Consider the following 24,382-nt stretch of genomic DNA (forward strand, 5'->3'; position numbering starts at 1 on the left):
CACCATCGCAGATCACACAATGCTGTGTGCTCAGATATTAATCGTCTTCAATATTATCTAAGCCCTTCGTGCCTTCTTTAGCCCGTAGCTTATGATGTATTGCCGACTTAATGAGCATGTAGCCACTGATAGGTGCGGTAATTAATAAAAAGATAGAAATTAAAATTTCTTTTACGCTCACGCCATCGTGGGTGTAAGTAAAATAAACCATGGCAGCAATGAGTAACGATGCCATACCTAATGTTGTTGCTTTCGTTGGCCCATGTAAACGCATGAAAAAATCAGGCATTTTAACTAACCCTATTGAGCCTATTAAAATAAAGCAACCACCAATTAATAATAAGATTGATACAATCCACTCACTCATCATCTGTTACCTTATTCAATAATATCGCCGCGTAGCAGGTACTTACATACAGCGACGGTGCTCACAAAGCCCAACATGGCGATAAGTAAAGCCGCTTCAAAATAAAGCCCTGTATCCATGCTCATCCCATACAGAATAATCAATGCGATGGTGTTGATAAACATAGTATCAAGAGCCAAAATGCGATCAGGCACTGATGGCCCTGCAATCAAACGCCACAAGTTAAGCAATAACGATATTGCGATCATGGCGTAAACAATTAAAAAAACCGTGTCTAGCATCGAAAAATCTCCTTAAGCGGTGCTTCGTAGCGCTGCTTAATCGTATTAATTAACACCTGTTCATCTGCTAAGTCCAAGACATGAATTAACAAATAGCGTTGCTGTACTTCTTCCCCTTCCGCAAGTGATTCAGGAATAGGATACACCTCAGCACTTACCGTACCTGGGGTTAGCGACACGGTGCTTGCCAAAATTGTGATTGGCATTTCATGACTTAAATCGAGAGGCACTTTAACAAACCCCGGACGCAACTTTTTAGTTGGTCCCAAAATTAAAAGTGCAACTTGCAAATTGGCTGTGACAATATCGTATAAAACTAACAATAAATGTCTAAATGCCAGCCCCGGTCTTACAATTAACGGTTGCGGGTCACGAAATGGAAAAGTAATCCACGGGATCGTGATAGCAAAGAAAGCAGCCAACAATAGGTGCCCAGGTGACACGCTATTATTTAATAGCAGCCACACAATAAATAATAATACGCTGCGAAATGGCGTAGGTAGCCAACGAAAACGAGCTTCTAACCGCATTTACTGGCCTCCATGTAAAACATCATTGATACCACTGTTTATGTCGAACAGTTGCTCTGAGGTCGCCAACATAAATTCAGACACTGGCCCAGCAAAAATAACCATCAACGGCGAGCAAATTAATAGCGTCATTAATGCAATTACTTTCAGTGGGTGTGCATTGACGCCTTTTATTGCATCGCTGTCTTTGTGTTTATGATCCCAAAACAAGCTTGTACCTGCACGAGAAATAGCCACCAAAACAGCCAAACTCGCTAAAAGGTAAATAGGCCAAAATAACATGGCTTTTTCGCTATCTAGGGTACTCTTTAAAATCCAAATTTTACCCACAAAGCCCGACAGCGGTGGCATACCCACAACTGTAAGTGCGGCTATCACAAAACTAATCCCCAACAAAAACGGCTGAGCGACAGCGCGTCCTGCAACTAAACGGTCTGCAACTTTACCACGCTGAAGCGCGACCAAGTCAGCAAGTAAAAACAACACGGCGCACACGATAGTCGAATGCACTAAGTAATAGAGTAATGCCGCAGTTGCCGCTACATTTTGAAGCGCAACAAGTGCCACTAACGTACCGACTGATACGATGACTAAGTTGGCCACCAGTTTTCTAAAGTCTTGGCTGGCAAGGACACCAATGGCCCCCATTACAATGGTAGCAAGTGCTAAACCCCATAACCACGGTTGAGCCATGTGCGCAAGCTCGCCTGCATTATCACCAAAAATAACGGTGTATACACGCAGCATGGCGTATACACCCACTTTAGTCATAATAGCAAAGAGTGCAGCCACAACCGGTAATGCGCTTGCGTAGGTGTTCGGCAGCCATAGGTGCAGCGGTAATAACGCACCTTTTAACGCAAACACGACAATAAGCAACAAACCACCTACTTTTGCTAAATAAACATCATCCCCTGTAAGCAAAGGCACTTTTTGGGCTAAATCAGCAATATTCAATGTGCCTAGTACACCGTAGAGCACGCCTAATGCTATCAGGAACACGCTTGAACCAATTAAATTTAAAATCACATATTGCAACGCAGCTCGGGTGTTGTGTTTGTCGCCAGCATGCATTAATAATGAGTATGAAGCGATGAGCAATACTTCAAAAAAGACGAACAGGTTAAAGACATCTCCCGTTAAGAACGCGCCATTCACACCTAAGATCAAAAAGTGCACTAATGGGTGGAAAAAACTGCCTTTTTTGTCATCTCCGGCACAGCTATAAAGTACAACAACAGCCCCCAGTAAACTGGTTAAAAGCACTAACAATGTCGCTAATCTGTCGGCCACTAATACAATGCCAAACGGTGCTGACCAATCGCCAATAGCATACACAAGTGGCGTAGTATCATTCACATACACTAATAAACCAGCGCTAATGAGCACGGTGATCACAGCCATAATCACCGACATAACACGGCGAATATAGAGGTTTTTCCCACAGGGCGGCATTAAAAGTATAACGCCTGTTAGCATAGGGATTAAAATAGGCAATGAAGCTAAATGCTGGATCATTTTTGCTCCTTCGACGATTTAACCAGGTGTCCGTCTACATGGTCGTTACCTAAATCTGCGCGACCACGAATAGATAAAATCACCACAAATGCCGTCATTGCAAAGCCAATAACAATGGCCGTTAATACTAACGCTTGCGGTAACGGATCGGCATATTCACTGCCACTGCCAAGCACAGCCGCTTTATTGATTGTTAAACGGCCTGATGAGAATAAAAATAGGTTTACCGCGTACGATAACATGGTTAAACCAAGCACCACCGGAAAGGTTCGTGCTCTTAAAATTAAGTAAATTCCACACGCGACAAGCACGCCCACGCATGATGCGTACAATACTTCCATTAAATATTTACCTCTTGCTTGGGTGTATCAGCAGTGAGTTTTCCTAAACTTGCTAAAATCATCAGCGTTGCACCTACAACAGTTAAATACACACCTAAATCAAACATGATAGCACTGGCAAGTTCTGTCTTGCCGACTAGCGGTATATCAAAATAATCAAACCATGTTGTTAAGAATGGACGCCCAAACACCCAACTTCCTAACCCCGTGAATAAGGCTATGGCAATACCGGAAGCGATAATCTTACGGTAATTCACATCAAAACGTGCCGCAATCCAGTTAGAACCGTTAGCCATATATTGCAAAATAAAGGCAATCGCAGTCACTAACCCCGCTATAAAACCGCCTCCTGGTAAGTTATGACCACGCAAGAAAATGTACGCAGACACCAATAACGCAAGCGGTAATAAGCTTTGTGAAATACTGGCAAGTAAAATGGGGTATCGTTCACGTGCCCAAGGTCGCCCTTCACTGTCACTTGCTGGCATAAATAATGGCAAGTTAATTAATAGTTTATAAATACCCAGTGCAGCGATACCTAACACGGTGATTTCACCTAATGTATCGAATCCCCTAAAATCAACAAGGATCACATTTACAACGTTGGTTCCCCCACCGCCTGTTTTTGCATTTGCCACAAAAAAGTCTGAAATAGACTCAAGCGGTCTAGTTAGGAGTGCATAACAGATACTTGCTATAACAACACCAAATGCAGAGGATATACCTAGGTCACGTAACATGCGTAATGAGCTTGATTCTTTTGGTGTGCGCTGTGGTAAGAAAAACAGCGCAAGCATCAGTAGAATAACAGTCACTACTTCAACCGTTAATTGAGTTAATGCTAAGTCAGGTGCCGAGAATCGAGTAAATGCGACCGATACCATTAAGCCCACGATTGAAATCATGATCAGTGAAATCATACGAGAGCGATGCCAAATAACAGTTGCCAGCGCACCAATAATTAATAAGCCAGCCCCTATCGCATTATGAAAATCAATCGGCGTTAGTTCACTTGCCCCTGCTAGTTGGCGCATTTCAAACAGTGGCCAACCTGCACATAAAAGAACCACCGCAATCATCACAAAAGCATAGCGTTGCAGCGAGCCATTTTCGATACGATTAACTTTCTGTTGCGACCACTTAATAACACTGTACAAGCCAAGGTCGAATCCTTTTTTAGCATTCAGCGTGGGGAGCGATGCTTGGAAATGGAACAGGTGTTTGCGCTGCACATAAATGATGATACCGCAACAGGTCGCAATAAAGCTCATTAACAGCGGAAGGTTTAAACCATGCCAAACAGACAACTTATAGGCTGGCGCCGCATCACCTAAAACGGCAAATGACGCTGAAGCCAAAATATCGCTGACCGCAAAATGCGGGAACATACCGACTAATATGCACACTACGACTAATATTTCGATTGGTACTCGCATATAGCGCGGCGGTTCATGAGGCGTTTTTGGCAAATCAATTGGGTCACCATTAAAAAAGACATCATGAATAAATCGCGCCGAATAAGCGACTGAGAGCGCACCTGCAACGGTCGCTAAAACAGGGATTAACCATGACATTGAACCAAGCACTTGTTGATGCAGTGTTTCTGCAAAAAACATCTCTTTCGATAAAAAGCCGTTCAGTAGTGGCACACCCGCCATTGCCGCTGCTGCGACCATTGCTAATGTGGCGGTATATGGCATAAAACGCCACATACCATTGAGTTTACGCATATCGCGTGTGCCCGTTTCATGGTCAATAATACCGGTGGCCATAAATAAAGACGCTTTAAATGTCGCATGGTTAATAATATGAAAAATAGCGGCCACAGTCGCAAGCTCTGTATCTAAACCAAGCAATAAGGTAATAAGGCCCAAATGACTAATTGTTGAGTAGGCAAGCAGCCCTTTTAGATCATGCTTAAAGAGCGCAACGTAAGCACCAACAAGCAACGTTGATAACCCTGTCATAGCAACCAAAATAAACCACGTATCGGTTCCTGATAAGGCAGGATAAAAACGGGCGAGTAAAAAGATCCCTGCTTTAACCATGGTTGCCGAGTGTAAATACGCACTCACAGGTGTTGGCGCTGCCATGGCATGCGGTAACCAAAAATGGAATGGGAATTGCGCCGATTTAGTAAACGCCCCCAACAGCACAAGTACCAATGCCACTTCATATAAATCATGCGATTGAATCAGTGTCTTACTGGCTAAAATAACATCTAAATTATAACTACCAACAATATCGCCGATGAGTAATAAACCCGCTAATAACGCTAAACCACCTGCACCAGTAATTGCCAATGCCATGCGCGCACCTTTACGTGCTTCTGACTTATCCCACCAATAGCTAATTAGTAAAAACGAGCTAATGCTGGTTAGCTCCCAAAATAGCCATAATTGAATCACGTTATTTGACATAACAATGCCAACCATGGCTGTCATGAATAGCATTAGATAGCAGTACAACTTCGGTAAAGAGTCATCTTTGCTCAGGTAATAGCGAGCATAGAATATGACCAAGACACCAATGCCTAATATCATATACAGAAACAGCAAGGTTAGGCCGTCAAGCCTAAATGAAACTTGCATGTTGAGTAGCGGGATCCAGTCCGCGCTATAACGGATTATTTCGCCAGAAAAAACCGCAGGCGTAAACGAGAATACAATTCCAAGGGCAATCAAAGGCGCTAACATGGTCAAAGCCGTACTTTGATTTCGCGTTAGTTTTGAAGTGCAGGATGAAATAACACTGCCGATTAAGGATAACAGGGGTATCCAGAGCAAAGTCATAATAAGGAGCCTTTTTGTGTCATAAGAATATCAATACCGCTGCTAGTTATAGTTAGGTGCGTACTGTTCATTTGGATGGTTAAAAGTTGGCTTCAAAAAAAGCTTACAGTACGTATAGTTATACTGATCAGGTGCTATTTTGTCTATAGGAGAGCAGCCTATTTGCACATTTTTTAACCGCTTTGTGTGTTAAAATAGCAATAATTCTACGATTAGTCAGAAAATTTATCCAAGCTTGAAGTTGTTGTTATCGTTGGCTTTACACCTAAAAACGTGAAGTAATCAATAAACCTTATCGGCTTTGTTAAGGGCTGGTTAATTTGTTTTTGCCAAAGTTGTCTGTATTGCTGTGATAACGCCATTGTTTGGTATTGCATAATTGACCAATTAGGACTGGGTTTATACGCCATTGAATTCTTGCATGCGCGGCTCTTCTGCCAACCACTTGGTGGCAATACATCATTGGCAATGAATAAATTAGGCGCCACTTTACCCTGCTGTTTACACAACCACTGCTGTTTTTTCTCTGGAAGTGGGTATTCATCCTCAAAACCATTAAAGTGCATTAGCTCATGTAAAAACACTTGATAGCTCTGTTGAGAATTAATATGCATAATCCCCCCAACCACATTTGCCGCGCCCGACTCTGACATCATTACGATAAAGTCAAAGCCTGCAGGCCAATTGTATGCAACAGCGTTTTCCCAATTACACTGAACTGCCATATCATGATTACGGCAAGAAAACTGATCGCCAACGTAGACAATTTCACTAAAGCAAAAACTATTCTTCTCTGGCTCTGGTTTAGCTTGGTAAAAACGTTTAAATGATTTCAGTGCATTAATTCCTGCATGATGATCAGTCAACATCAACACATTAAATTTACACTGTGGCATGACACTCACTGTGTGTAATGACAATGAAAAATTGTGACGTTTTGCAAAATCGGCCTTTATATACTCTGCATCCGAGCGCTGGCGTAACAACCAAGCTTGCCTCGCATCGCCTTGTGGCAAACGATTCGTTTGCCACAACCATTCAATTGACTGCCACTGCTGCTGAGCAATCAAGTTGTCTGCTAAGGCTTGTTGCTGGTCCACAGCATAATTATCAAACTCGGATTGCCACCACAGCTTAGCTGCCGCAGGGTTACCTTGTTGTAGAAAGCGTAATGCGAGTTGGTAATGAGCATCTAACTCACCTAGTTCAGCGAGTTGCCGTAATTGAACATTATCAACAAGGGTAAGGTTTGAACTCACAACAGTGGGAGCCAAATAGAAAATGGCCACAGCACGTGTTGGATTTTTATTAAAATAATAAAGATACGAAGGCGTGAAGTCAGATACTGAGCTTGAGAGAGTGCTCAAGCTCAGTAATAACCCGCCTATCAGGTAAACATTAGCTCGCGTCTTCACCAGCCATTAACTCAAGCTCTAGACGCGCATATTTATATTCAACAAACTCATGCACATTTGTTGCAAGGGCAAGCCTAAAATAATCAGCCGCAATGTAATCATTACCTGCTGCTTGATGTAATTTAGCTAAATAGAAATACGCCTCGCATAAACGATGCGCATACTCTTGCTCAGAAGTAACCCCTTCAATAATACCTGATAAGAATTCAAACTCACTGATTTCGCCTAAATACAATGCAAGTAATTGATAACCCCATTGGGATTCGTCAACCCCTTGTGAATTGGCTTTTAAATCAATCAGCGCTTGCTGCTTGTCAGCGTCTGCTTGTGCTAGGTAAAGCCATAAAACACGATAAGGGTCACTGGGTGAGCGGTCTAAAAACTGCTGTAAGTCGTCTTGTGCTAATAATGGACGATTTCCATAATACAACGCAATTCCGCGGTTTAAGTAAGCATATTCATGCTGTTCATTGAGTTCCAGCGCCGAGTCAAAAAGCTCATACGCCTGCTCATACTGTTGCATAAGCGTGTGATGAATACCTAAAAAGTTATACACTTCTGCTAAATCAGGCTTTAGTTTAATGGCCCGATTAAAGTCTATACGCGCTAATGTCGACATGCCCAAACTGTCAAATAACACACCGCGATCATAATAAAGTTTTGCTTGTTGTTCTGCACTTAAATCGGTGCGATTAAGCAGCTCTGAATAACGGGCTATGGTAATTTCATTTCGAAAATCAGACGCTAATGGTGCGGTGAACGGCACATTAACAATAGGGACTGACTCAGGCTGAGAAGTTGTTTGACATGCACTTAAAGAAAAAATAGCCACAGCTGTCAATGCTAAGTGTTTAAAAATCATTAAAGTCCTTAATACCTGAATTCTCTGTAGACAAAGTTGAAGCGATTGAGTTTCATTAAAGCATAAAAAAAGGGGCTAAACAGCCCCTTTTTCTTGTATCCAGTAAATTACTGGAAAATCAAACCTTATTCAGCGTCTTTAGGCGCTTCTGCTGTTTCTTCAGCAGCCGGTGCCATCGCTTCTTTGATACTTAAACGTACGCGACCTTGGCGGTCAACCTCAAGTACTTTTACTTGTACTTCTTGGCCTTCGCTTAAGTGATCAGTAACGTTGTTTACGCGCTCAGTGCTGATTTGAGAAATATGCACTAGGCCATCTTTACCCGGAAGGATATTAACGAATGCACCAAAATCAACGATACGAACAACTTTACCTGTGTAGATTGTGCCTACTTCAAGTTCTGCTGTTAATTGCTCAATGCGCTTGATTGCATTATTTGCGCTAATGCCGTCAGTTGCTGCAATTTTGATTGTACCATCGTCTTCGATTTCAATCGTTGTGCCTGTTTCTTCAGTAAGTTGACGAATCGTTGCGCCACCTTTACCAATTACTTCAGCAATTTTCTTCGCCGGAATTTGCATCGTGTAGATACGTGGAGCGAACTGAGATAACTCTTCAGAAGGAGCAGAAATCGCTTCGTCCATTACACCTAAGATGTGTAAACGTGCAGCTTTTGCTTGTTTAAGCGCGATTTGCATGATTTCTTGTGTGATACCTTCGATTTTGATATCCATTTGAAGTGCAGTGATACCGTCTGAAGTACCCGCAACTTTAAAGTCCATGTCACCTAAGTGATCTTCATCACCTAAGATGTCAGAAAGAACAACAAAGTTTTCTTCTTCTTTAACAAGACCCATCGCAATACCTGCAACAGAGGCTTTAATAGGCACACCCGCGTTCATTAACGCAAGAGAAGTACCACATACAGACGCCATTGAAGATGAACCGTTAGACTCGGTGATCTCAGATACAACACGGATTGAGTAAGGGAACTCAGTTAGTGTTGGCATTACAGCTTGGATACCACGCTTAGCTAAGTTACCGTGGCCGATTTCACGACGCTTAGGTGAACCAACAAAACCTGTTTCACCTACGCAGAACGGAGGGAAATTGTAGTTAAGCATGAAGTGGTTTTTGTGCGTGCCCGTTAAATCATCAATTAACTGTGAATCACGTTCTGTACCAAGCGTTGCAGTAACAAGTGCTTGTGTTTCACCACGTGTGAAGATAGCAGAACCGTGAGTACGCGGTAATACACCCGTCATTACGTCTAGTGCACGGATCATATCTGGTTCACGACCATCGATACGTTTTTCACCGGCAGTGATACGGCCACGAACAATTTTCTTCTCTAAAGAACCAAATACTTTACTTACTTCTTGAGTATCAAGTGTTTCGTCTTCAGCAAGCTCAGCAGAAAGCGCTTCAATAACAGCGTCTTTAGCTGCGCCTAACGCTTCTTTACGCGCTACTTTGTCAGTGATGCGGTATGCTTCACCCACTTTATCAGCAGCAAGTTCAGCTACTTTCTCTTCAAGTGCAACGTTCTTTTCTGGTGCAGTCCAATCCCATGTAGGCTTGCCCGCTTCTGCTTTGAACTCATTGATTGCGTTGATGATAGCCTGAGATTGCTCATGACCATATACAACAGCGCCTAACATAACATCTTCAGATAGCACGTTCGCTTCAGACTCAACCATTAATACCGCGTTGTCTGTGCCCGCAACCACTAAATCAAGTTGGCTTTCTTCAAGTTCTTTTAACGTTGGGTTTAGAACGTATTCGCCGTTGATGAAACCAACACGTGATGCACCGATAGGACCATTAAATGGAATACCAGAAATTGCAAGCGCTGCTGATGTACCAATCATTGCAACCATATCAGGTTGGATTTCAGGGTTTACAGAAACAACTGTCGCGATAACTTGTACTTCATTTACGAAGCCATTCGGGAAAAGTGGACGAATTGGACGGTCAATTAAACGTGCAATAAGTGTTTCGCCATCGTTAGGGCGACCTTCACGCTTAAGGAAACCACCTGGGATACGACCCGCTGCGTACATACGCTCTTGGTAGTTAACTGTTAGTGGGAAAAAGTCTTGGCCTGGTTGTGCATCACGCTTACCAACAACAGTAACAAGTACTGAAGTGTCGCCAATGCTTGCAAGTACAGCGCCGTCAGCTTGACGAGCGATAGCACCTGTTTCTAGTGTCACAGTGTGTTGACCTAGTTGAAATTCTTTAATAATTGCTTGCACTTAAAAATGTCCTTTAAATGTAGAAGCAACTCAGAAAAATTAGCCCGTAGGCTGCATCTCTGAATTGGTAAAAATAGTCCATCAAAGTACCAATTACAGTACTTAATTAACCTTAAGTAAAATCAATTAAGTACTACAATTGGCAATGATGATTTTTCAAACACTTAGCAACCTGTGCTACTAAGTTGTGCGCTAGTATACCTTTCATACGCGCACAAAAAAAGGGGCTATATAGCCCCTTTTCTCGTAATCTAGTTCTTAGCGACGTAGGCCAAGCTCTTGGATTAACGCAGTGTAACGTGCAATGTCTTTACCTTTAAGGTAATCAAGCAGTTTACGGCGTTGGCTTACTTTGCGAAGAAGACCACGACGTGAGTGGAAATCGTGCTTGTGATCAGCAAAGTGACCTTGAAGCTTGTTGATATCGAACGTTAGAAGTGCAACTTGTACTTCAGGTGAACCAGTGTCGCCTTCAGCGCGTGCAAATTTAGCAATGATTTCAACTTTTTCTTGATTGCTTAGTGACATAGTAACTCCAAAAATTAATTTAAATTGTGTCTTAGCCGATCACTAATTCAGCCAAAACGATTGAGCGGGCGTATTCTACCAGCTTTAGCAATAACTACAAGGTAATCTTTACTCAGGCAGTTGATTCGATAAACCACGCTTTGATTTTAGGTGACCGTCTTTATGACGCTCGCCTGTGCCAATGAATATACCATCAGCCATTACTTTCACCACACCATCAGGCACGGGCTTACCAATCACCACGGTTTGACCATGGCTAAATGCCATACCTTGTTCTTTACTAATTTCAATCACAGGTAAGTCAACCAACGCGGTATCCATGGGTAACAAAAGCGCATCTAAATAAGTAGACGGTGCAACGTCATCGGCTTTAGCTTGTTGCAATTTTTCTTCAAGTTGCTCAAGCGTCACCATTTTATCACTCGGATAATGACCAACAGCACTTCGGTGCAACATAATAACGTGTGCGCCACACCCTAACTTTTCACCAAGGTCATCCACAATAGTGCGAATATACGTCCCTTTCGATACATGGGCGGTCATTTGCACTTCGTTATTTGCTTCATCAAACTCATCAAGCGTTAAACTAAACACATTAATTTTTCGGCATTTACGCGGTACCTCAATGCCCTCGCGTGCATATTTATATAAAGGCTGGCCTTGATATTTTAATGCTGAGTACATTGATGGGTATTGGTCCGACTCACCTAAAAAACTTGCGATCTCTTGCTCGAGTTGAGCACGAGTTACCGCTACTGGACGCGTTTCAACAACTTCGCCATCCGAATCTGAGGTGGTTGTACGTTCCCCAAGTTTAGCGCGTACGACATACGTTTTGTCCGTGTCTAACAAAAACTGGGTAAACTTAGTTGCTTCACCAAAACAAATCGGCAGCATGCCTGTTGCAAGCGGATCGAGCGCGCCGGTGTGCCCGGCCTTCTGTGCAAAGTAAATGCCCTTTGCTTGCTGCAATGCTTTATTAGACGAGATACCTTTCGGCTTGTTAAGTAATAAAATGCCGTCAATTGCACGGCCTTTACTGCGTCTAGCCATTAGTCTTTAGTGCCTTCTTCGCTATCATCTTCGTTGACATGCTTTGCATTATCTTCACGAATAACCGAGTCCACTAAATTTGAAATACGCATACCTTCCATCAGTGAGTTATCAATGACAAAACGTAACTCTGGCATAATGCGCGCACGAATGCGTTTACCTAATAAAGAACGAATATAACCCGTTGCTTCATTCAGGATTTTAGCGCTCTGCTTGGCTTTATCTTCATCATCAGTATTGAATACTGTAATAAATACTTTTGCGTACGAAAGATCGCGAGATACCTCAACTGCAGACACCGTTACCATACCTAAGCGCGGGTCTTTAATTTCGCGTTGAAGAATAACAGCAATCTCTTTTTGAATTTGCTGTGCAACACGATCAGTGCGAGAAAATTCTCTCATTATACTTCACTCTAAAATTATAACTTATTGATGTATATAAATAAGTTAATTTAATTACGAATACACAAATGGGGGCTTAGCCCCCATTTATAATAGTGACTTAGACGAAATTAAAGTGAACGTTGTACTTCAACCGTCTCGAACACCTCGATTTGGTCGCCAACTTTAACATCGTTATAGTTCTTAACGCCGATACCACATTCCATACCGTTACGAACTTCAGCTACGTCATCTTTAAAGCGACGTAATGATTCAAGCTCACCTTCATAGATAACCACGTTATCACGAAGTACACGGATAGGTGCGCTACGCTTAACGATACCTTCGGTCACCATACAACCTGCGATAGCACCAATCTTAGGTGACTTAAACACGTCACGAACTTCAGCAAGACCAATGATCTCTTGCTTAAATTCTGGTGCAAGCATACCAGACATGGCTTGTTTAACTTCTTCGATCAGGCTGTAGATTACGCTGTAGTAACGTAGGTCTAGGTTTTCTGATTCAATCACTTTACGTGCTGATGCATCGGCACGAACGTTAAAGCCTACAACGATTGCATTAGAGGCTGCTGCAAGTGTTGCGTCAGTTTCGGTGATACCACCTACGCCTGAACCAACAATCTTCACTTTAACTTCATCAGTAGATAGTTTAGTTAATGAATCAGCAATTGCTTCAATTGAACCTTGTACGTCCGCTTTAAGTACCACGTTAACTTCAGAAACATCGCCTTCAGTCATGTTAGTAAACATGTTTTCAAGCTTCGCTTTTTGTTGACGCGCTAGTTTCACTTCACGGAACTTACCTTGACGATATAAAGCAACTTCACGGGCTTTACGCTCGTCTTTAACCACCGTTGCTTCATCACCTGCAGCAGGGATACCAGAAAGACCTAGAATCTCTACAGGAATAGATGGGCCAGCAGACTTAATGTCTTTACCGTTCTCATCTTTCATTGCACGTACACGGCCGTATTCAAGGCCACATAGTACGATATCGCCTTGGTTAAGCGTACCAGACTGAACTAAGATAGATGCAACTGGACCACGGCCTTTATCTAAGCGTGATTCGATTACAACACCCGCAGCCATCCCTTCTGATGGTGCAGTTAGTTCTAAGATCTCAGCTTGCATTAATACCGCTTCAAGTAAGTCATCAATGCCTAAACCTGTTTTTGCAGAGATATGGACGAATTGCGTGTCGCCACCCCACTCTTCAGGAATAACGTCTAGCTGTGCTAATTCGTTTTTAACGCGATCTGGATCTGCGCCTTCTTTGTCCATTTTGTTTACAGCAATGATTAGAGGCACACCAGCTGCACGCGCATGCTGAACCGCTTCTTTAGTTTGTGGCATTACACCATCATCTGCTGCAACAACAAGGATTACGATATCAGTGGCTTTTGCACCACGAGCACGCATTGAGGTAAATGCGGCGTGACCTGGTGTGTCTAAGAACGTGATCATGTTGCCATTTGTTTCAACATGATAAGCACCAATGTGCTGAGTGATACCACCCGCTTCACCTGATGCCACTTTCGCTGAACGAATGTAGTCAAGTGTTGACGTTTTACCATGGTCAACGTGACCCATTACTGTCACAACCGGCGCACGAGGAAGCGCTTTGCCTTCTTCGTTACGGTCGTTTAGCACTTTCTCTTCTAATTCATTTTCTTTAACAATGATAACCTTATGTCCCATTTCTTCAGCAACAAGCTGTGCTGTTTCTTGGTCGATCACTTGGTTGATGGTAACCATGTCACCCATTTTCATCATTGTTTTAACAACTTCGGCACCTTTAACAGCCATACGCGATGCAAGTTCAGCAACAGTGATAGTTTCACTGATACGAACTTCATTTTTAACGTCTGCGGTTGGTTTTTGGAAACCATGCTGTAACGATGTAGGCGCTTTAAGCTTGCCTTTTTTACCTTTAGGTGCAACAAATTTTTCTTTTGCTGGACCTTTTTTCTTTTTCTTAGCACGGCGAGCAGTTTGCTCTTCACGAGCATCAGACTCATCTTCTGCTTCACGTGCATAAGTTGAAGTCGTAAGGTGGTGATCAGCGCTTTCTTCACGCTGCTTACGCTCTTCTTCTTCTTTCTTCCAGCGAGCTTCATTTTCTTCAGCTAGCTTTCTTGCCTCTTCTGCTTGACGTTTCGCTTCTTCTTCAGCTTTTCTCAATGCGGCCTCTTCTGCTTCTTTTTGCAGACGCTCAGCTTCGGCGCGATCTTTTTCAGACTTAGCACTTTGTTCTGGGGTCATCTGCTTCTGTTTCGCTTTACGCTCAGCTTCAGCTTTGCGTTTAGCCTCTTCTTTGGCTTTACGCTCAGCTTCTTCTTTCGCTTTACGTTCTGCCTCTTGTTTCGCTTTTAGCTCCTCAGCTTCTTGCTGGGCTTTAAGCTCTGCTGCTTTACGTGCAGCTTCTTCTGCAGCTAAACGCTCTTCTTCTTGCTGTTGCTCAATGGCGCTTTTCTTAACATAAGTACGTGTTTTACGTACTTCTACTTGTACAGACTTTGCTTTACCTGTAGAGCCAGTCACACTCAGTGTGCTCTTGCTTTTACGTTGCAAAGTCATGCGAGCAGGGCCTTCCGAGCCCGTGCCGCCATGCTGCTTGCTAAGGTGATCAAGTAACGTTGACTTTTCAGCCTCGCTCACCATATCACCTGCTTTTTTAGAAATACCGGCTTGCTCAAGCTGCTGTAGTAACTTATCAACAGTTGTACCAATATCTCCGGCTAGTTTTTCAACATTTACTTCTGCCATAGTGTGTAATACCTCCGTTAATAAATTACTCGTCTGCGAACCAACAAATGTTACGCGCAGCCATAATTAGTTTGCCAGCTTCTTCTTCTGAAAGCTCAGTGATATCAACTAACTCGTCGATACCTTGCTCGGCTAAATCTTCTAATGTTATAACACCTTTACTTGCCATAACGAATGCAAGGTGACGCTCTAAACCTTCAAGGGCTAATAAGTCCTCTGCAGGTTCTGCACCTTCTAGGCTTTCTTCAGTTTTAAGTGCTTTGGTTGTCAGTGCGTCTTTCGCACGTGAACGTAAAACATCAACTGTTTCTTCGTCTAAGCCATCAATTTCTAAAAACTCTGATGCTGGTACGTAAGCAACTTCTTCAAGGGTTGAGAAACCTTCGTTGATTAGTAATGTTGCAAACTCATCATCGATATCTAGGTACTCAGTAAATAAGTTGATTAACTTGTCTGACTCAGCTTCATTTTTCGCACGCATTTCATCAACCGTCATTACGTTTAATTCCCAGCCAGTTAACTGGCTAGCAAGACGAACGTTTTGACCATTTCGACCAATTGCTTGCGCTAGGTTATCAGCTTCAACAGCGATATCCATTGAGTGTGTGTCTTCGTCCATCACGATAGATGCTACCTCAGCAGGTGCCATCGCGTTAATTACGAATTGCGCTGGGTTATCATCGTAAAGTACGATATCAACACGCTCACCACCAAGTTCAGTAGACACCGCTTGAACACGCGCACCACGCATACCTACACAGGCACCTACTGGGTCAATACGTTTGTCATTTGACTTAACAGCGATTTTCGCACGTGAACCTGGATCACGCGCTGCTGCACGTAATTCAATCATTTCTTCGCCAATTTCTGGCACCTCAATGCGGAATAGCTCCATGAGCATTTCAGGCTTAGAACGCGTTACGAATAACTGTGCGCCACGCGCTTCAGGTTTAACTTCGTAAAGAAGACCACGAATACGGTCGCCCGGACGGAAGTTTTCACGCGGTAGCATGTCATCACGGTAAATAACCGCTTCTGCATTGTTACCAAGGTCAAGTACGATAGCATCACGCGTTGCTTTTTTAACAACACCCGTTACTAACTCACCTTGTTGGTCTTTGTATTCTTCAACAACAAGTGCACGCTCAGCTTCACGTACTTTTTGTACGATAACTTGCTTAGCCATTTGTGTTGTAATACGGTCAAACTTAATTGACTCAATTTGTTCTTCTACGTAATCACCCATTTGCAATTCAGGGTCTTCAACTTGTGCCGCTTCAAGCGTGATTTCGCTATACGGGTGCTCAAGTGAACCATCTTCTTGCACAGGAGCGATTTTCCAGCGACGGAATGTATCGTAATTACCTGTTTTACGGTCAATTGATACGCGAACGTCAATTTCACCATCGTGTTTTTTCTTTGTTGCAGTCGCTAATGCGAACTCTAACGCTTCAAAAATCTTTTCTTTTGGAACCGCTTTCTCATTGGAGACGGCTTCAGCAACCAATAATATTTCTTTTGCCATGGGTTATGCCTCGCTTGCCCTATTCCTTCGCACTCGAATTAAAACTTTGCGATGATGTTCGCACGTTCAATGTTACTTAGCATAATCATATGCTCAGTCCCATCTGCTGAAAGTGTGATCATATCACTGCTAACTGATACTAAATCGCCTTTAAAATTACGGCGACCATCTTGTGGAAGCTTAGTACGCACGCGTACTTCTTCTCCTTGTGCCTTCTCGTAGTGATCTTGTTTGAATAATGGACGATCAACACCAGGAGACGACACTTCCAAATCGTATTCGTTTGTAATTGGGTCTTCGACATCTAAGATTGCGCTAACTTGACGACTTACGTCGGCACAATTGTCTACCGTGATCCCTGCATCATGATCGATGTAAACACGTAATGTAGAGTGGCGACCAGCTTGCACAAACTCAAGACCATGTAACTCAAAGCCTAACATTTCAACGGCTGGTGAGAGCATGGCTACTAAATCTTGCTCAAGTTTTGTCACGAAAATCCTCCATACAAACAAAAAAAGGGCATATAGCCCTGAAATACTGAGTTTAATAATGATTCATAAAATCATGCTAGATCAGATACAACAACGCCCCGAACCAAGCGGGGCGTCACACCTAAAGCATAAAACTGTGTGGCCTAGGGCCAAGCTTGGTTGCGGTCAATTACCTGACTAAATTAAACTAAATAGCCTAAACGCAAAACGCGCATTACCCAGAATGCGCGACTTCATACAGTAAAAAATTACTGTGCATGTTAAAGACAACTTACGATGTTTTAACATGAATTTGGTTGCGGGAGCCGGATTTGAACCGACGACCTTCGGGTTATGAGCCCGACGAGCTACCAGGCTGCTCCATCCCGCGCCAATGGATATCAAGTAAATTACTTAATATCGTTTGCTTGAGTGGCAAGCACATCAAGTCAATGGCGGCTATTATAAGCATGTAGCGCTCAATTAGCAACCTTCGGGCATGAATTAGTTGGACAATTTTTTACGAAAAAAAATAATGACAACCTTGTCATAAAATTTCCTATTTCCGGAAAAATAGGTCTATAGTTAACACTATAAGAAGAACAAACTATAGTGTTGGCTATTAAGCGATTTTCCTATGAGTCTATCTATTTTTCAAAAAAGGCTTTTACAACAGAATGTTGAATTGCTAAAACCTGATTTCCATCAATTTACGCACACCTTTTACCACAATTTGAGCCAGCGTAATCTAACAATGACGATGCCAAGCGAAGAGAGTGTAAGCAAACGAAGCTATATACTATTTTGTGCGCTTAATAAGGTTGTGTCACACCTTGATGACTTACCTTTGGTGATGCCTTTCATTCAATATATAGCAAACAACCTAAGCTTTTTGAATGTATCAAGTCACGATATAGACCATTTGTGTGACGCATTTTTCGACACGCTGGAGTCCCAGCAAAGAGGCTTAAACAGCCACCTAAAACAAGCGTGGTCACAGGCAATTCGTATATTTTCCAACATTGTTAAAAGCTATTTGTTTGCTTACAGTAATGTGATTTCAATCAATACACGTTGCGCTACTCGACTTAGTTCGTAGTTGAGGGCTGACACTAATTAATGTTGAGTAAGTTCATTATTCAATCTATCGATTTGGCGCTGCTCAACAGCAATGAGAGTATTAAATTTACTGGTCACCGCAGACATTTTGTCTGATAAAGCCTGGTCGCTACTCGCATCGACTAGATTAGTCGGTCTGGTAGAGGCTTGTTGCTCAAGGCGCTTAATCTGTTGATTTAGCTCAACATGATAACGGTCAATTTTGTCTTTGTGCTCTGCGATTTCACGTTTAATCTGTTCACTACGAATAAAATGGTCAATTTCATTCTGTTCTGTATCGTTACTTTGCAAAACTAACTGGCTTTTTTCTGTGCTTAACCTGTCTATATTACGCTGCTCATTGTTGATCAATAAATTATAACGTTCTGAAACGGCAGACATCTGTTTAGCTATGGCGGCTTCTTTTTTTGCTCCGACCAAATTGTGCAGTTGCGCATCGGCTTGACTGCTTAATGCCGCAATTTCATTGTTCATCCGTTCTGAGTAAGAGTCTATTTTATTATTGTGTTCTGCAATTTTGGCGTCTATTTGCTTTAATCGAATATAGTTATCAATCTCTGCTGTTACATCGCTTGATTCAGAAACAGGTTTTGGCGAGCCTAATAATGTGGGGTTTTGCTCTTTAACGGTGATCAACTTTGCATCTTTGCCGCAAGGTTGTTGGCTAAACTCAACAATGCCATTTTTTTCACATTGATAAATTGCCGCGTTGGCCGCCTTGCTCAAAGTGACCCCTAAAAAAACCAGTGTAAATAAAGTAAAGAAGCGTGGTTTCATAATATCGTCCCTGTTGTTTATCCTGTGTTTCTGTAAGCATGTTGTGGGCCAACACGATCTAAATTCAGCGGTATTACGTAGTAATTTAAATCAATTATCATGGGTTTACTATTGTGCATTACTCTACTTTGCGATTTATTTTTGGCGATCAACTCAATGCTAGCCACAGCTGGTATAAAGACGAAGATCAGCACACCACTCTCTATGTCATCGCTGAGCTAAAACAAGAAACCGATTACGTAAAACATCATACACAAAAAATTGCCGCCTTTTTCTTAGCAATGGAACACTTTGCAAAGGCGCTCAAAAGCGCGGGGTTTAATGTGCTACATCTTACCTTAGATGACACAAAAGATGACGAATCATTACCCGCCCTTCTTACTCGTTTAGCGAAACACTACCAATGTAAACGCATTGAATACCAGTATCCCGATGAATACCGACTCAAACAGCAATTACAGGCATTCTCAGAAAACAGTGAGTGTACGATTAACGCATACGACACAGAGCATTTTTTACTTCCCTTTAATGATATATGCCAACACTTTAAAAAAGACAAGCATGTAAAAATGGAATTCTTTTATCGCGCAATGCGTAAACGATTTAATATATTAATGGACGAAAACAATGAACCGGTCGGAGGCAAGTGGAACTTTGATCAACAAAATAGAAACAAGTTAAAACAACATGATCTCAACGCAATTCCTGAACCATTGTGCTTTGGGCACGATGTTAAGGACATTCTTTCACGCATAAAAAAACATAACATAACGACATTTGGAGAGTGCAATCATTCGATACTTTGGCCAACAACACGTTATGAAGCAAAGCAGCTTCTTGATTTTTTTTGCGATCATTTGTTAGTTCACTTTGGGCAATTTCAAGATGCGATGACCTGTCAATCTGAGCACCAATGGTCGTTATATCACAGCCGCTTGTCGTTTGCTCTCAACACTAAAATGCTGCACCCAATGCAGGTTATTAAGCGCGTGATTGAGGCCTTTGAACAACAACAGCAAAAAATTGATATTGCCCAAGTTGAAGGATTCATTAGACAAATTCTGGGCTGGCGCGAATATGTGCGTGGTATTTACTGGCAAAATATGCCTGACTACGCCAACAAAAATGCCCTTGACGCAAAGCGTGCCCTGCCCGACTATTTTTGGCACGCAAACACTAAAATGAAATGTATGCACCATGCAATTAAGCAAAGTTTAGACACCGCCTATGCTCATCATATTCAACGTTTGATGATAACGGGTAACTTTTGTTTGCTTACAGCCATAAACCCAAATGAAGTCGATGCTTGGTATTTAGGTATTTATATTGATGCTATCGAATGGGTTGAAATGCCCAACACTCGCGGCATGAGTCAATTTGCAGACGGCGGCTTAATTGCCACTAAACCGTATGCCGCAAGCGGTAATTACATTAATAAAATGAGTGACTATTGTAAGGATTGCCATTACAACGTGAAAGAAAAAGCCACCGATGATGCGTGCCCTTTCAATAGTTTATATTGGAACTTCATGTTAGAGCACGAACAATTGCTTAGCAAAAATCCGCGTATAGGCATGATTTATAACACCTGGTATAAACAAGACGAATCGCAGCAACAAGCCACTCTCAAACGCGCAAAGTGGTGCGTCGATAATTTAGAGAAATTATAAAAAAGGCCGCCTCAAATGAGGCGGCCTACTTCTAACAAATAACAAGGGGAAACAATGCTGATTACAGCTTAATTACTTATTCTCAAGCAATTTACCACTGCCAATTTCAATTTTACGTGGTTTGAGTGCTTCAGGAATTTCACGTTGTAAATCAATGCTTAAAAGTCCATTTTCAAGGTCTGCACCGAGTACTTTAACGTGGTCACCTAGTTGGAACTTACGTTCAAAGTTGCGCTCAGCAATTCCTTGATGGATAAACTTACGCTCTGCATTGTCTTCTTTGTCAGCTTTTGTGCCGCTGACTTTTAATGTATTGTTTTCTGACTCAATGGTCAGTTCACTTTCACTAAAACCGGCAACGGCCATAGTGATACGGTATTTGTCTTTATCTAATGCTTCGATGTTGTATGGAGGAAAACTTGGCTGCTTGTCTGTGCGTGCTGCCGCATCCATTAATGATGCTAAATGATCGAAGCCAATGAATGAACGATAAAGTGGTGATAAGTCTACTGTACGCATAATAATATCCTCATATTTAAGCGATATTTTGTTAGTACTCTTCTTTTGAACAAGTGCTAACAAAGTTAAATTAATTATATAAATTTCAATTACTTTGGTTTGTTTGGGACCCATCAGGCGTCCTCACTAAACGATTTATGGGCAAGCAAAATCTTTTCAAGATTTTTTACAAAAAAAATTGCAATTTTTTTCTCTTTTTGAAATTTATTGAGGCTTATTCTGGTCTTAATAAGTTGATTTTAAAGGGCTAAGCACGTACAAAATAAAAATGAAAAAAATACCCTCAGTTTTAAAAAAAATAGTCGCTTTGACTAAAAACCTGCTGTTGATGGCTATCATCTTGTATGCCGTTACGCTATTTCAGCAACGAAATTTATTACCAACAGACCACACTCCCGCCCCCTATTTCAATTTAGCGACACTCGACAACCCACAGCAACGCGTCACCATTGCCGATTTAAAAGGCACAAACACAGTGCTGTATTTTTTTGCCCCTTGGTGCAGTATTTGTCGCTACAGTATGCCTAATCTCGAAAAAGCCTATCAACAAGGCGAACTGAACGCGGTTGCCATTGCCCTTGATTATGAAAATATTGACGAGATAACGCAGTTTACAGATTCACTAGACTTAACGATGCCCGTTTTATTAGGGACGCGGTATACAGGACAAGATTACAAAGTCAGTGCCTACCCAACGTATTATGTTATTAATGAGCAACTCGCGATTACAGCTCATTCTATGGGGTATTCCACAGAACTTGGGCTGCGCATACGAACACGAAAGTGACTTAAGAGGCACTCAGAGAAAAAACAGAATAGAGTAATCGATTTTATGCACTGTTTTTATGAATCTAATTCGTTAATATGATAACCAGACCAACACACTTACATCGAGGAGAGCGATATGTTGACTGTAATTTTTGGCCGTGAGGGCTGTCCATACTGTGTACGCGCAAAAGACGTAGCAGAAAAACTAGCGAACGAGCGTGAGGATTTTAAATTTCGCTACATCGATATCATTAAAGAAGGTATCAGCAAAGCAGATTTAGAAAAGTCTGCTGGCAAACCTTGCCCAACCGTTCCACAAATTTTTATTGACCAAACTCACATTGGTGGCTTCACAGAATTCGAAGCATACGCTAAAGAAAATTTAGGGTTATATCAATAAATTGTAAACATGGTTGATTTTGGTAAATTACAACTGATTAAATTATGACCAACATCAACCACATACAAATTAGTTGTAATTTATACAAGCAATTGCATTGTATTTCCTATACAATGCGCGCCTCTTTAAATTCGTTGAGGCGTATTAATGTCAGAACCAGTCACGTTTGAATCTTTAAATCTTTCTCCTGCAATTTTAAAAGCAGTTGAAGAGCTAGGTTACAAGACTCCATCTGAAATCCAAGCTCAATGTATACCGTTATTGCTAGAAAGAAAGGACGTACTGGGACTAGCGCAAACGGGTACAGGTAAAACAGCAGCATTTGCACTGCCATTACTAAATAATATTGACCCGTCTGTGAAACAGCCACAGATCCTTGTTCTAACGCCTACGCGTGAACTTGCGATCCAAGTAGCTGAGGCATTCGAACAATATGCTAAGCATACTCGTGGTGTAGAAGTTTTAGCCCTTTATGGTGGCCAAAGCTACAGCATCCAATTAAGTGCACTTCGTCGTGGCGCGCAAATCATTGTTGCAACGCCAGGCCGCTTAATCGACCACATTAACCGTGGCACAATCAAATTCGAGAGCTTACAAGCCCTTGTTCTTGATGAAGCGGACGAAATGTTACGCATGGGTTTCATTGATGATGTAGAAAGCATCATGGAAAAAACACCGCGTGAAAAGCAAACATGTCTTTTCTCTGCAACCATGCCTAAGCAAATCCAAAATATCAGCAGCAAATACATGAACGAGCCTGAGCAAGTTCATATTTCAGCGCGTAACTCAACAGTATCGACTGTTGAACAAGTATTTTGGAATGCACACGTACACAAAAACAAAGCGATCGTGCGCTTCTTAGAAGCTGAAGAATACGATGGTGCGATTGTTTTCGTACGTACACGTAATGACACAGTTCAATTAGCTGAATTACTTGAGCGCGAAGGTTTCTCTGCCGCACCACTTAATGGTGACATGAACCAACAAGCACGTGAACGCACTGTAGAGCGTTTGAAAAGTGGTTTACTTGATATCGTAATTGCAACCGACGTTGCAGCACGTGGTCTAGATGTTGACCGTTTAAGCTTGGTAATTAACTACGATATTCCACAAGACTCTGAAGCCTACGTTCACCGTATTGGCCGTACAGGTCGTGCGGGTCGTTCAGGTAAAGCGATTCTTTTCGTAAAACACAACGAGCGTTATTTACTTAAAAATATCATTCGTCATACGAAGTCTGAAATTGCACAAGTAGATTTACCAACAGCGAAAGTTGTTGAAGAAAAACGCATCAAAGCATTGCAAGACAAGTTGACTATTGCACTTGAAAATAAAGACATCACGTTCTTTAACCAAGTAGCGGCCAACATGGCTGAAAAGCTTGAACTAAGCTTCGAAGACTTAGCAGGTGCCTTACTGTGTTTAGCGCAGCAACAATCACCAATCAAGGTTGAAGAAGTTAAAGTTCAACCGCGTGGCGAACGTACAGAACGCGGTGGTGATCGCCGTCGTAACGAACGTGCTGACCGTGGTGATCGCCCTGCTCGCGAACGTAAACCGCGTGAGCCGCGTGAACGTAACAGCCGCAGCATGGGTCCTATGGATACATACCGTATCGAAGTAGGCCGTGAGCACGGTGTACAAGTTAAAAATATCGTTGGTGCGATTGCTAACGAAGCAGATATCTCAAGCAAGTTTATTGGTGACATTCGTCTGCACGACAGTCACAGTACGGTACAATTACCGCAAAACATGCCTAAAGATGTGCTTGATCACTTCCAAAAAGTGTTTATTTGTAAACGCCCAATGGGAATGACACTCACCAAAGCTGAAGCCGCTTCTGAGCGCCCAGAGCGCAGCGAACGCCCAGCAGGTGAGCGCAGTGATAAAAAGCGTAGCTTCAAAGACAAAGACCGTGGTGAAAAACGTAGCGGCCCTCGTAAAGAGCGTCGTCCAGTAAGCTTCACAGCAAACTAAGCGTTTAAAGCTAACGACTAAAAAAACCTTGTCATGA

21 protein-coding genes and 1 tRNA gene are annotated in these 24,382 nt (G+C 42.2%); 4 read left to right on the plus strand and 18 right to left on the minus strand.

All coding sequences use genetic code 11. The features are described from left to right. Positions 1-37 precede the first annotated feature (37 nt). From JIG41_RS08790 to JIG41_RS08870, 17 genes are all read right to left on the minus strand, one after another. Complete coding sequence (locus JIG41_RS08790; protein WP_036969868.1) at positions 38-370, minus strand: Na+/H+ antiporter subunit G; 333 nt, start codon at positions 368-370, stop codon at positions 38-40. A gap of 8 nt (positions 371-378) precedes the next feature. Then, positions 379-648, minus strand: coding sequence for a K+/H+ antiporter subunit F (locus tag JIG41_RS08795; protein ID WP_036969869.1), 270 nt, complete (start codon positions 646-648; stop codon positions 379-381). Beyond that, positions 642-1,178 (minus strand): Na+/H+ antiporter subunit E, encoded by a 537-nt coding sequence (locus tag JIG41_RS08800; protein ID WP_036969871.1) that lies wholly within the window; start codon positions 1,176-1,178, stop codon positions 642-644. The genes JIG41_RS08795 and JIG41_RS08800 overlap by 7 nt, the downstream gene beginning before the upstream one ends. Continuing rightward, positions 1,179-2,696: a monovalent cation/H+ antiporter subunit D gene (locus JIG41_RS08805; RefSeq protein ID WP_118844120.1), complete on the minus strand. Its 1,518-nt coding sequence runs from the start codon at positions 2,694-2,696 to the stop codon at positions 1,179-1,181. It abuts the gene before it with no gap. Further along, positions 2,693-3,037: a Na+/H+ antiporter subunit C gene (locus JIG41_RS08810; protein ID WP_036969879.1), complete on the minus strand. Its 345-nt coding sequence runs from the start codon at positions 3,035-3,037 to the stop codon at positions 2,693-2,695. Before JIG41_RS08810 ends, JIG41_RS08805 begins: the two co-directional genes overlap by 4 nt. Continuing rightward, positions 3,037-5,829, minus strand: coding sequence for a monovalent cation/H+ antiporter subunit A (locus JIG41_RS08815; protein WP_036969881.1), 2,793 nt, complete (start codon positions 5,827-5,829; stop codon positions 3,037-3,039). Before JIG41_RS08815 ends, JIG41_RS08810 begins: the two co-directional genes overlap by 1 nt. A gap of 212 nt (positions 5,830-6,041) precedes the next feature. After that, positions 6,042-7,196 carry a hypothetical protein gene (locus JIG41_RS08820; RefSeq protein ID WP_199524575.1) on the minus strand — a complete coding sequence of 385 codons (1,155 nt, stop codon included), beginning with the start codon at positions 7,194-7,196 and terminating at the stop codon, positions 6,042-6,044. A 31-nt stretch (positions 7,197-7,227) separates the two neighbouring features. Beyond that, positions 7,228-8,106, minus strand: coding sequence for a lipoprotein NlpI (nlpI, locus tag JIG41_RS08825; protein WP_036969883.1), 879 nt, complete (start codon positions 8,104-8,106; stop codon positions 7,228-7,230). A 125-nt stretch (positions 8,107-8,231) separates the two neighbouring features. Next, positions 8,232-10,364 (minus strand): polyribonucleotide nucleotidyltransferase, encoded by a 2,133-nt coding sequence (pnp, locus tag JIG41_RS08830; protein ID WP_036969884.1) that lies wholly within the window; start codon positions 10,362-10,364, stop codon positions 8,232-8,234. Positions 10,365-10,622: 258 nt separating this feature from the next. Then, positions 10,623-10,892 (minus strand): 30S ribosomal protein S15, encoded by a 270-nt coding sequence (gene rpsO, locus JIG41_RS08835; protein ID WP_036969894.1) that lies wholly within the window; start codon positions 10,890-10,892, stop codon positions 10,623-10,625. A gap of 108 nt (positions 10,893-11,000) precedes the next feature. After that, on the minus strand, positions 11,001-11,945 hold the full coding sequence (gene truB / locus JIG41_RS08840) for a tRNA pseudouridine(55) synthase TruB (protein ID WP_199524576.1): 945 nt from the start codon (positions 11,943-11,945) through the stop codon (positions 11,001-11,003). Continuing rightward, the gene (rbfA, locus tag JIG41_RS08845; RefSeq protein ID WP_036969898.1) at positions 11,945-12,349 is read right to left on the minus strand and encodes a 30S ribosome-binding factor RbfA; all 405 of its coding nucleotides are present in this window, start codon (positions 12,347-12,349) and stop codon (positions 11,945-11,947) included. The genes truB and rbfA overlap by 1 nt, the downstream gene beginning before the upstream one ends. A gap of 110 nt (positions 12,350-12,459) precedes the next feature. Then, positions 12,460-15,117, minus strand: a complete 2,658-nt coding sequence (infB, locus tag JIG41_RS08850) for a translation initiation factor IF-2 (RefSeq protein WP_065978793.1) — start codon at positions 15,115-15,117, stop codon at positions 12,460-12,462. A gap of 25 nt (positions 15,118-15,142) precedes the next feature. Continuing rightward, positions 15,143-16,642: a transcription termination factor NusA gene (gene nusA, locus JIG41_RS08855; protein ID WP_065978792.1), complete on the minus strand. Its 1,500-nt coding sequence runs from the start codon at positions 16,640-16,642 to the stop codon at positions 15,143-15,145. A gap of 38 nt (positions 16,643-16,680) precedes the next feature. Then, the gene (gene rimP / locus JIG41_RS08860; protein ID WP_036969905.1) at positions 16,681-17,136 is read right to left on the minus strand and encodes a ribosome maturation factor RimP; all 456 of its coding nucleotides are present in this window, start codon (positions 17,134-17,136) and stop codon (positions 16,681-16,683) included. 293 nt (positions 17,137-17,429) lie between these two features. Then, positions 17,430-17,506: transfer RNA gene (locus tag JIG41_RS08865), tRNA-Met, on the minus strand. Positions 17,507-18,231: 725 nt separating this feature from the next. Continuing rightward, complete coding sequence (locus JIG41_RS08870) at positions 18,232-19,011, minus strand: hypothetical protein (RefSeq protein ID WP_199524577.1); 780 nt, start codon at positions 19,009-19,011, stop codon at positions 18,232-18,234. 110 nt (positions 19,012-19,121) lie between these two features. On the opposite strand from JIG41_RS08870, the gene JIG41_RS08875 reads away from it, so the two are divergent. Continuing rightward, positions 19,122-20,681 carry a cryptochrome/photolyase family protein gene (locus tag JIG41_RS08875; protein WP_065978790.1) on the plus strand — a complete coding sequence of 520 codons (1,560 nt, stop codon included), beginning with the start codon at positions 19,122-19,124 and terminating at the stop codon, positions 20,679-20,681. Between the two features lie 72 nt (positions 20,682-20,753). On the opposite strand, the gene JIG41_RS08880 is transcribed toward JIG41_RS08875, so the two are convergent. Next, positions 20,754-21,200, minus strand: coding sequence for an Hsp20 family protein (locus JIG41_RS08880; protein WP_036971655.1), 447 nt, complete (start codon positions 21,198-21,200; stop codon positions 20,754-20,756). 307 nt (positions 21,201-21,507) lie between these two features. On the opposite strand from JIG41_RS08880, the gene JIG41_RS08885 reads away from it, so the two are divergent. The 3 genes from JIG41_RS08885 (at position 21,508) to JIG41_RS08895 (ending at position 24,345) form a co-directional block, all read left to right on the plus strand. Further along, a complete protein-coding gene (locus JIG41_RS08885; RefSeq protein ID WP_249406633.1) occupies positions 21,508-21,987 on the plus strand; it encodes a TlpA disulfide reductase family protein in 480 nt (159 codons plus the stop codon). 117 nt (positions 21,988-22,104) lie between these two features. Then, positions 22,105-22,368, plus strand: coding sequence for a GrxA family glutaredoxin (locus tag JIG41_RS08890; protein ID WP_036969909.1), 264 nt, complete (start codon positions 22,105-22,107; stop codon positions 22,366-22,368). Positions 22,369-22,515: 147 nt separating this feature from the next. Continuing rightward, complete coding sequence (locus JIG41_RS08895) at positions 22,516-24,345, plus strand: DEAD/DEAH box helicase (protein ID WP_036969910.1); 1,830 nt, start codon at positions 22,516-22,518, stop codon at positions 24,343-24,345. Positions 24,346-24,382 lie beyond the last annotated feature (37 nt).

This window comes from Pseudoalteromonas sp. bablab_jr011 (assembly GCF_016464045.1).
Lineage (GTDB): Bacteria > Pseudomonadota > Gammaproteobacteria > Enterobacterales > Alteromonadaceae > Pseudoalteromonas > Pseudoalteromonas lipolytica.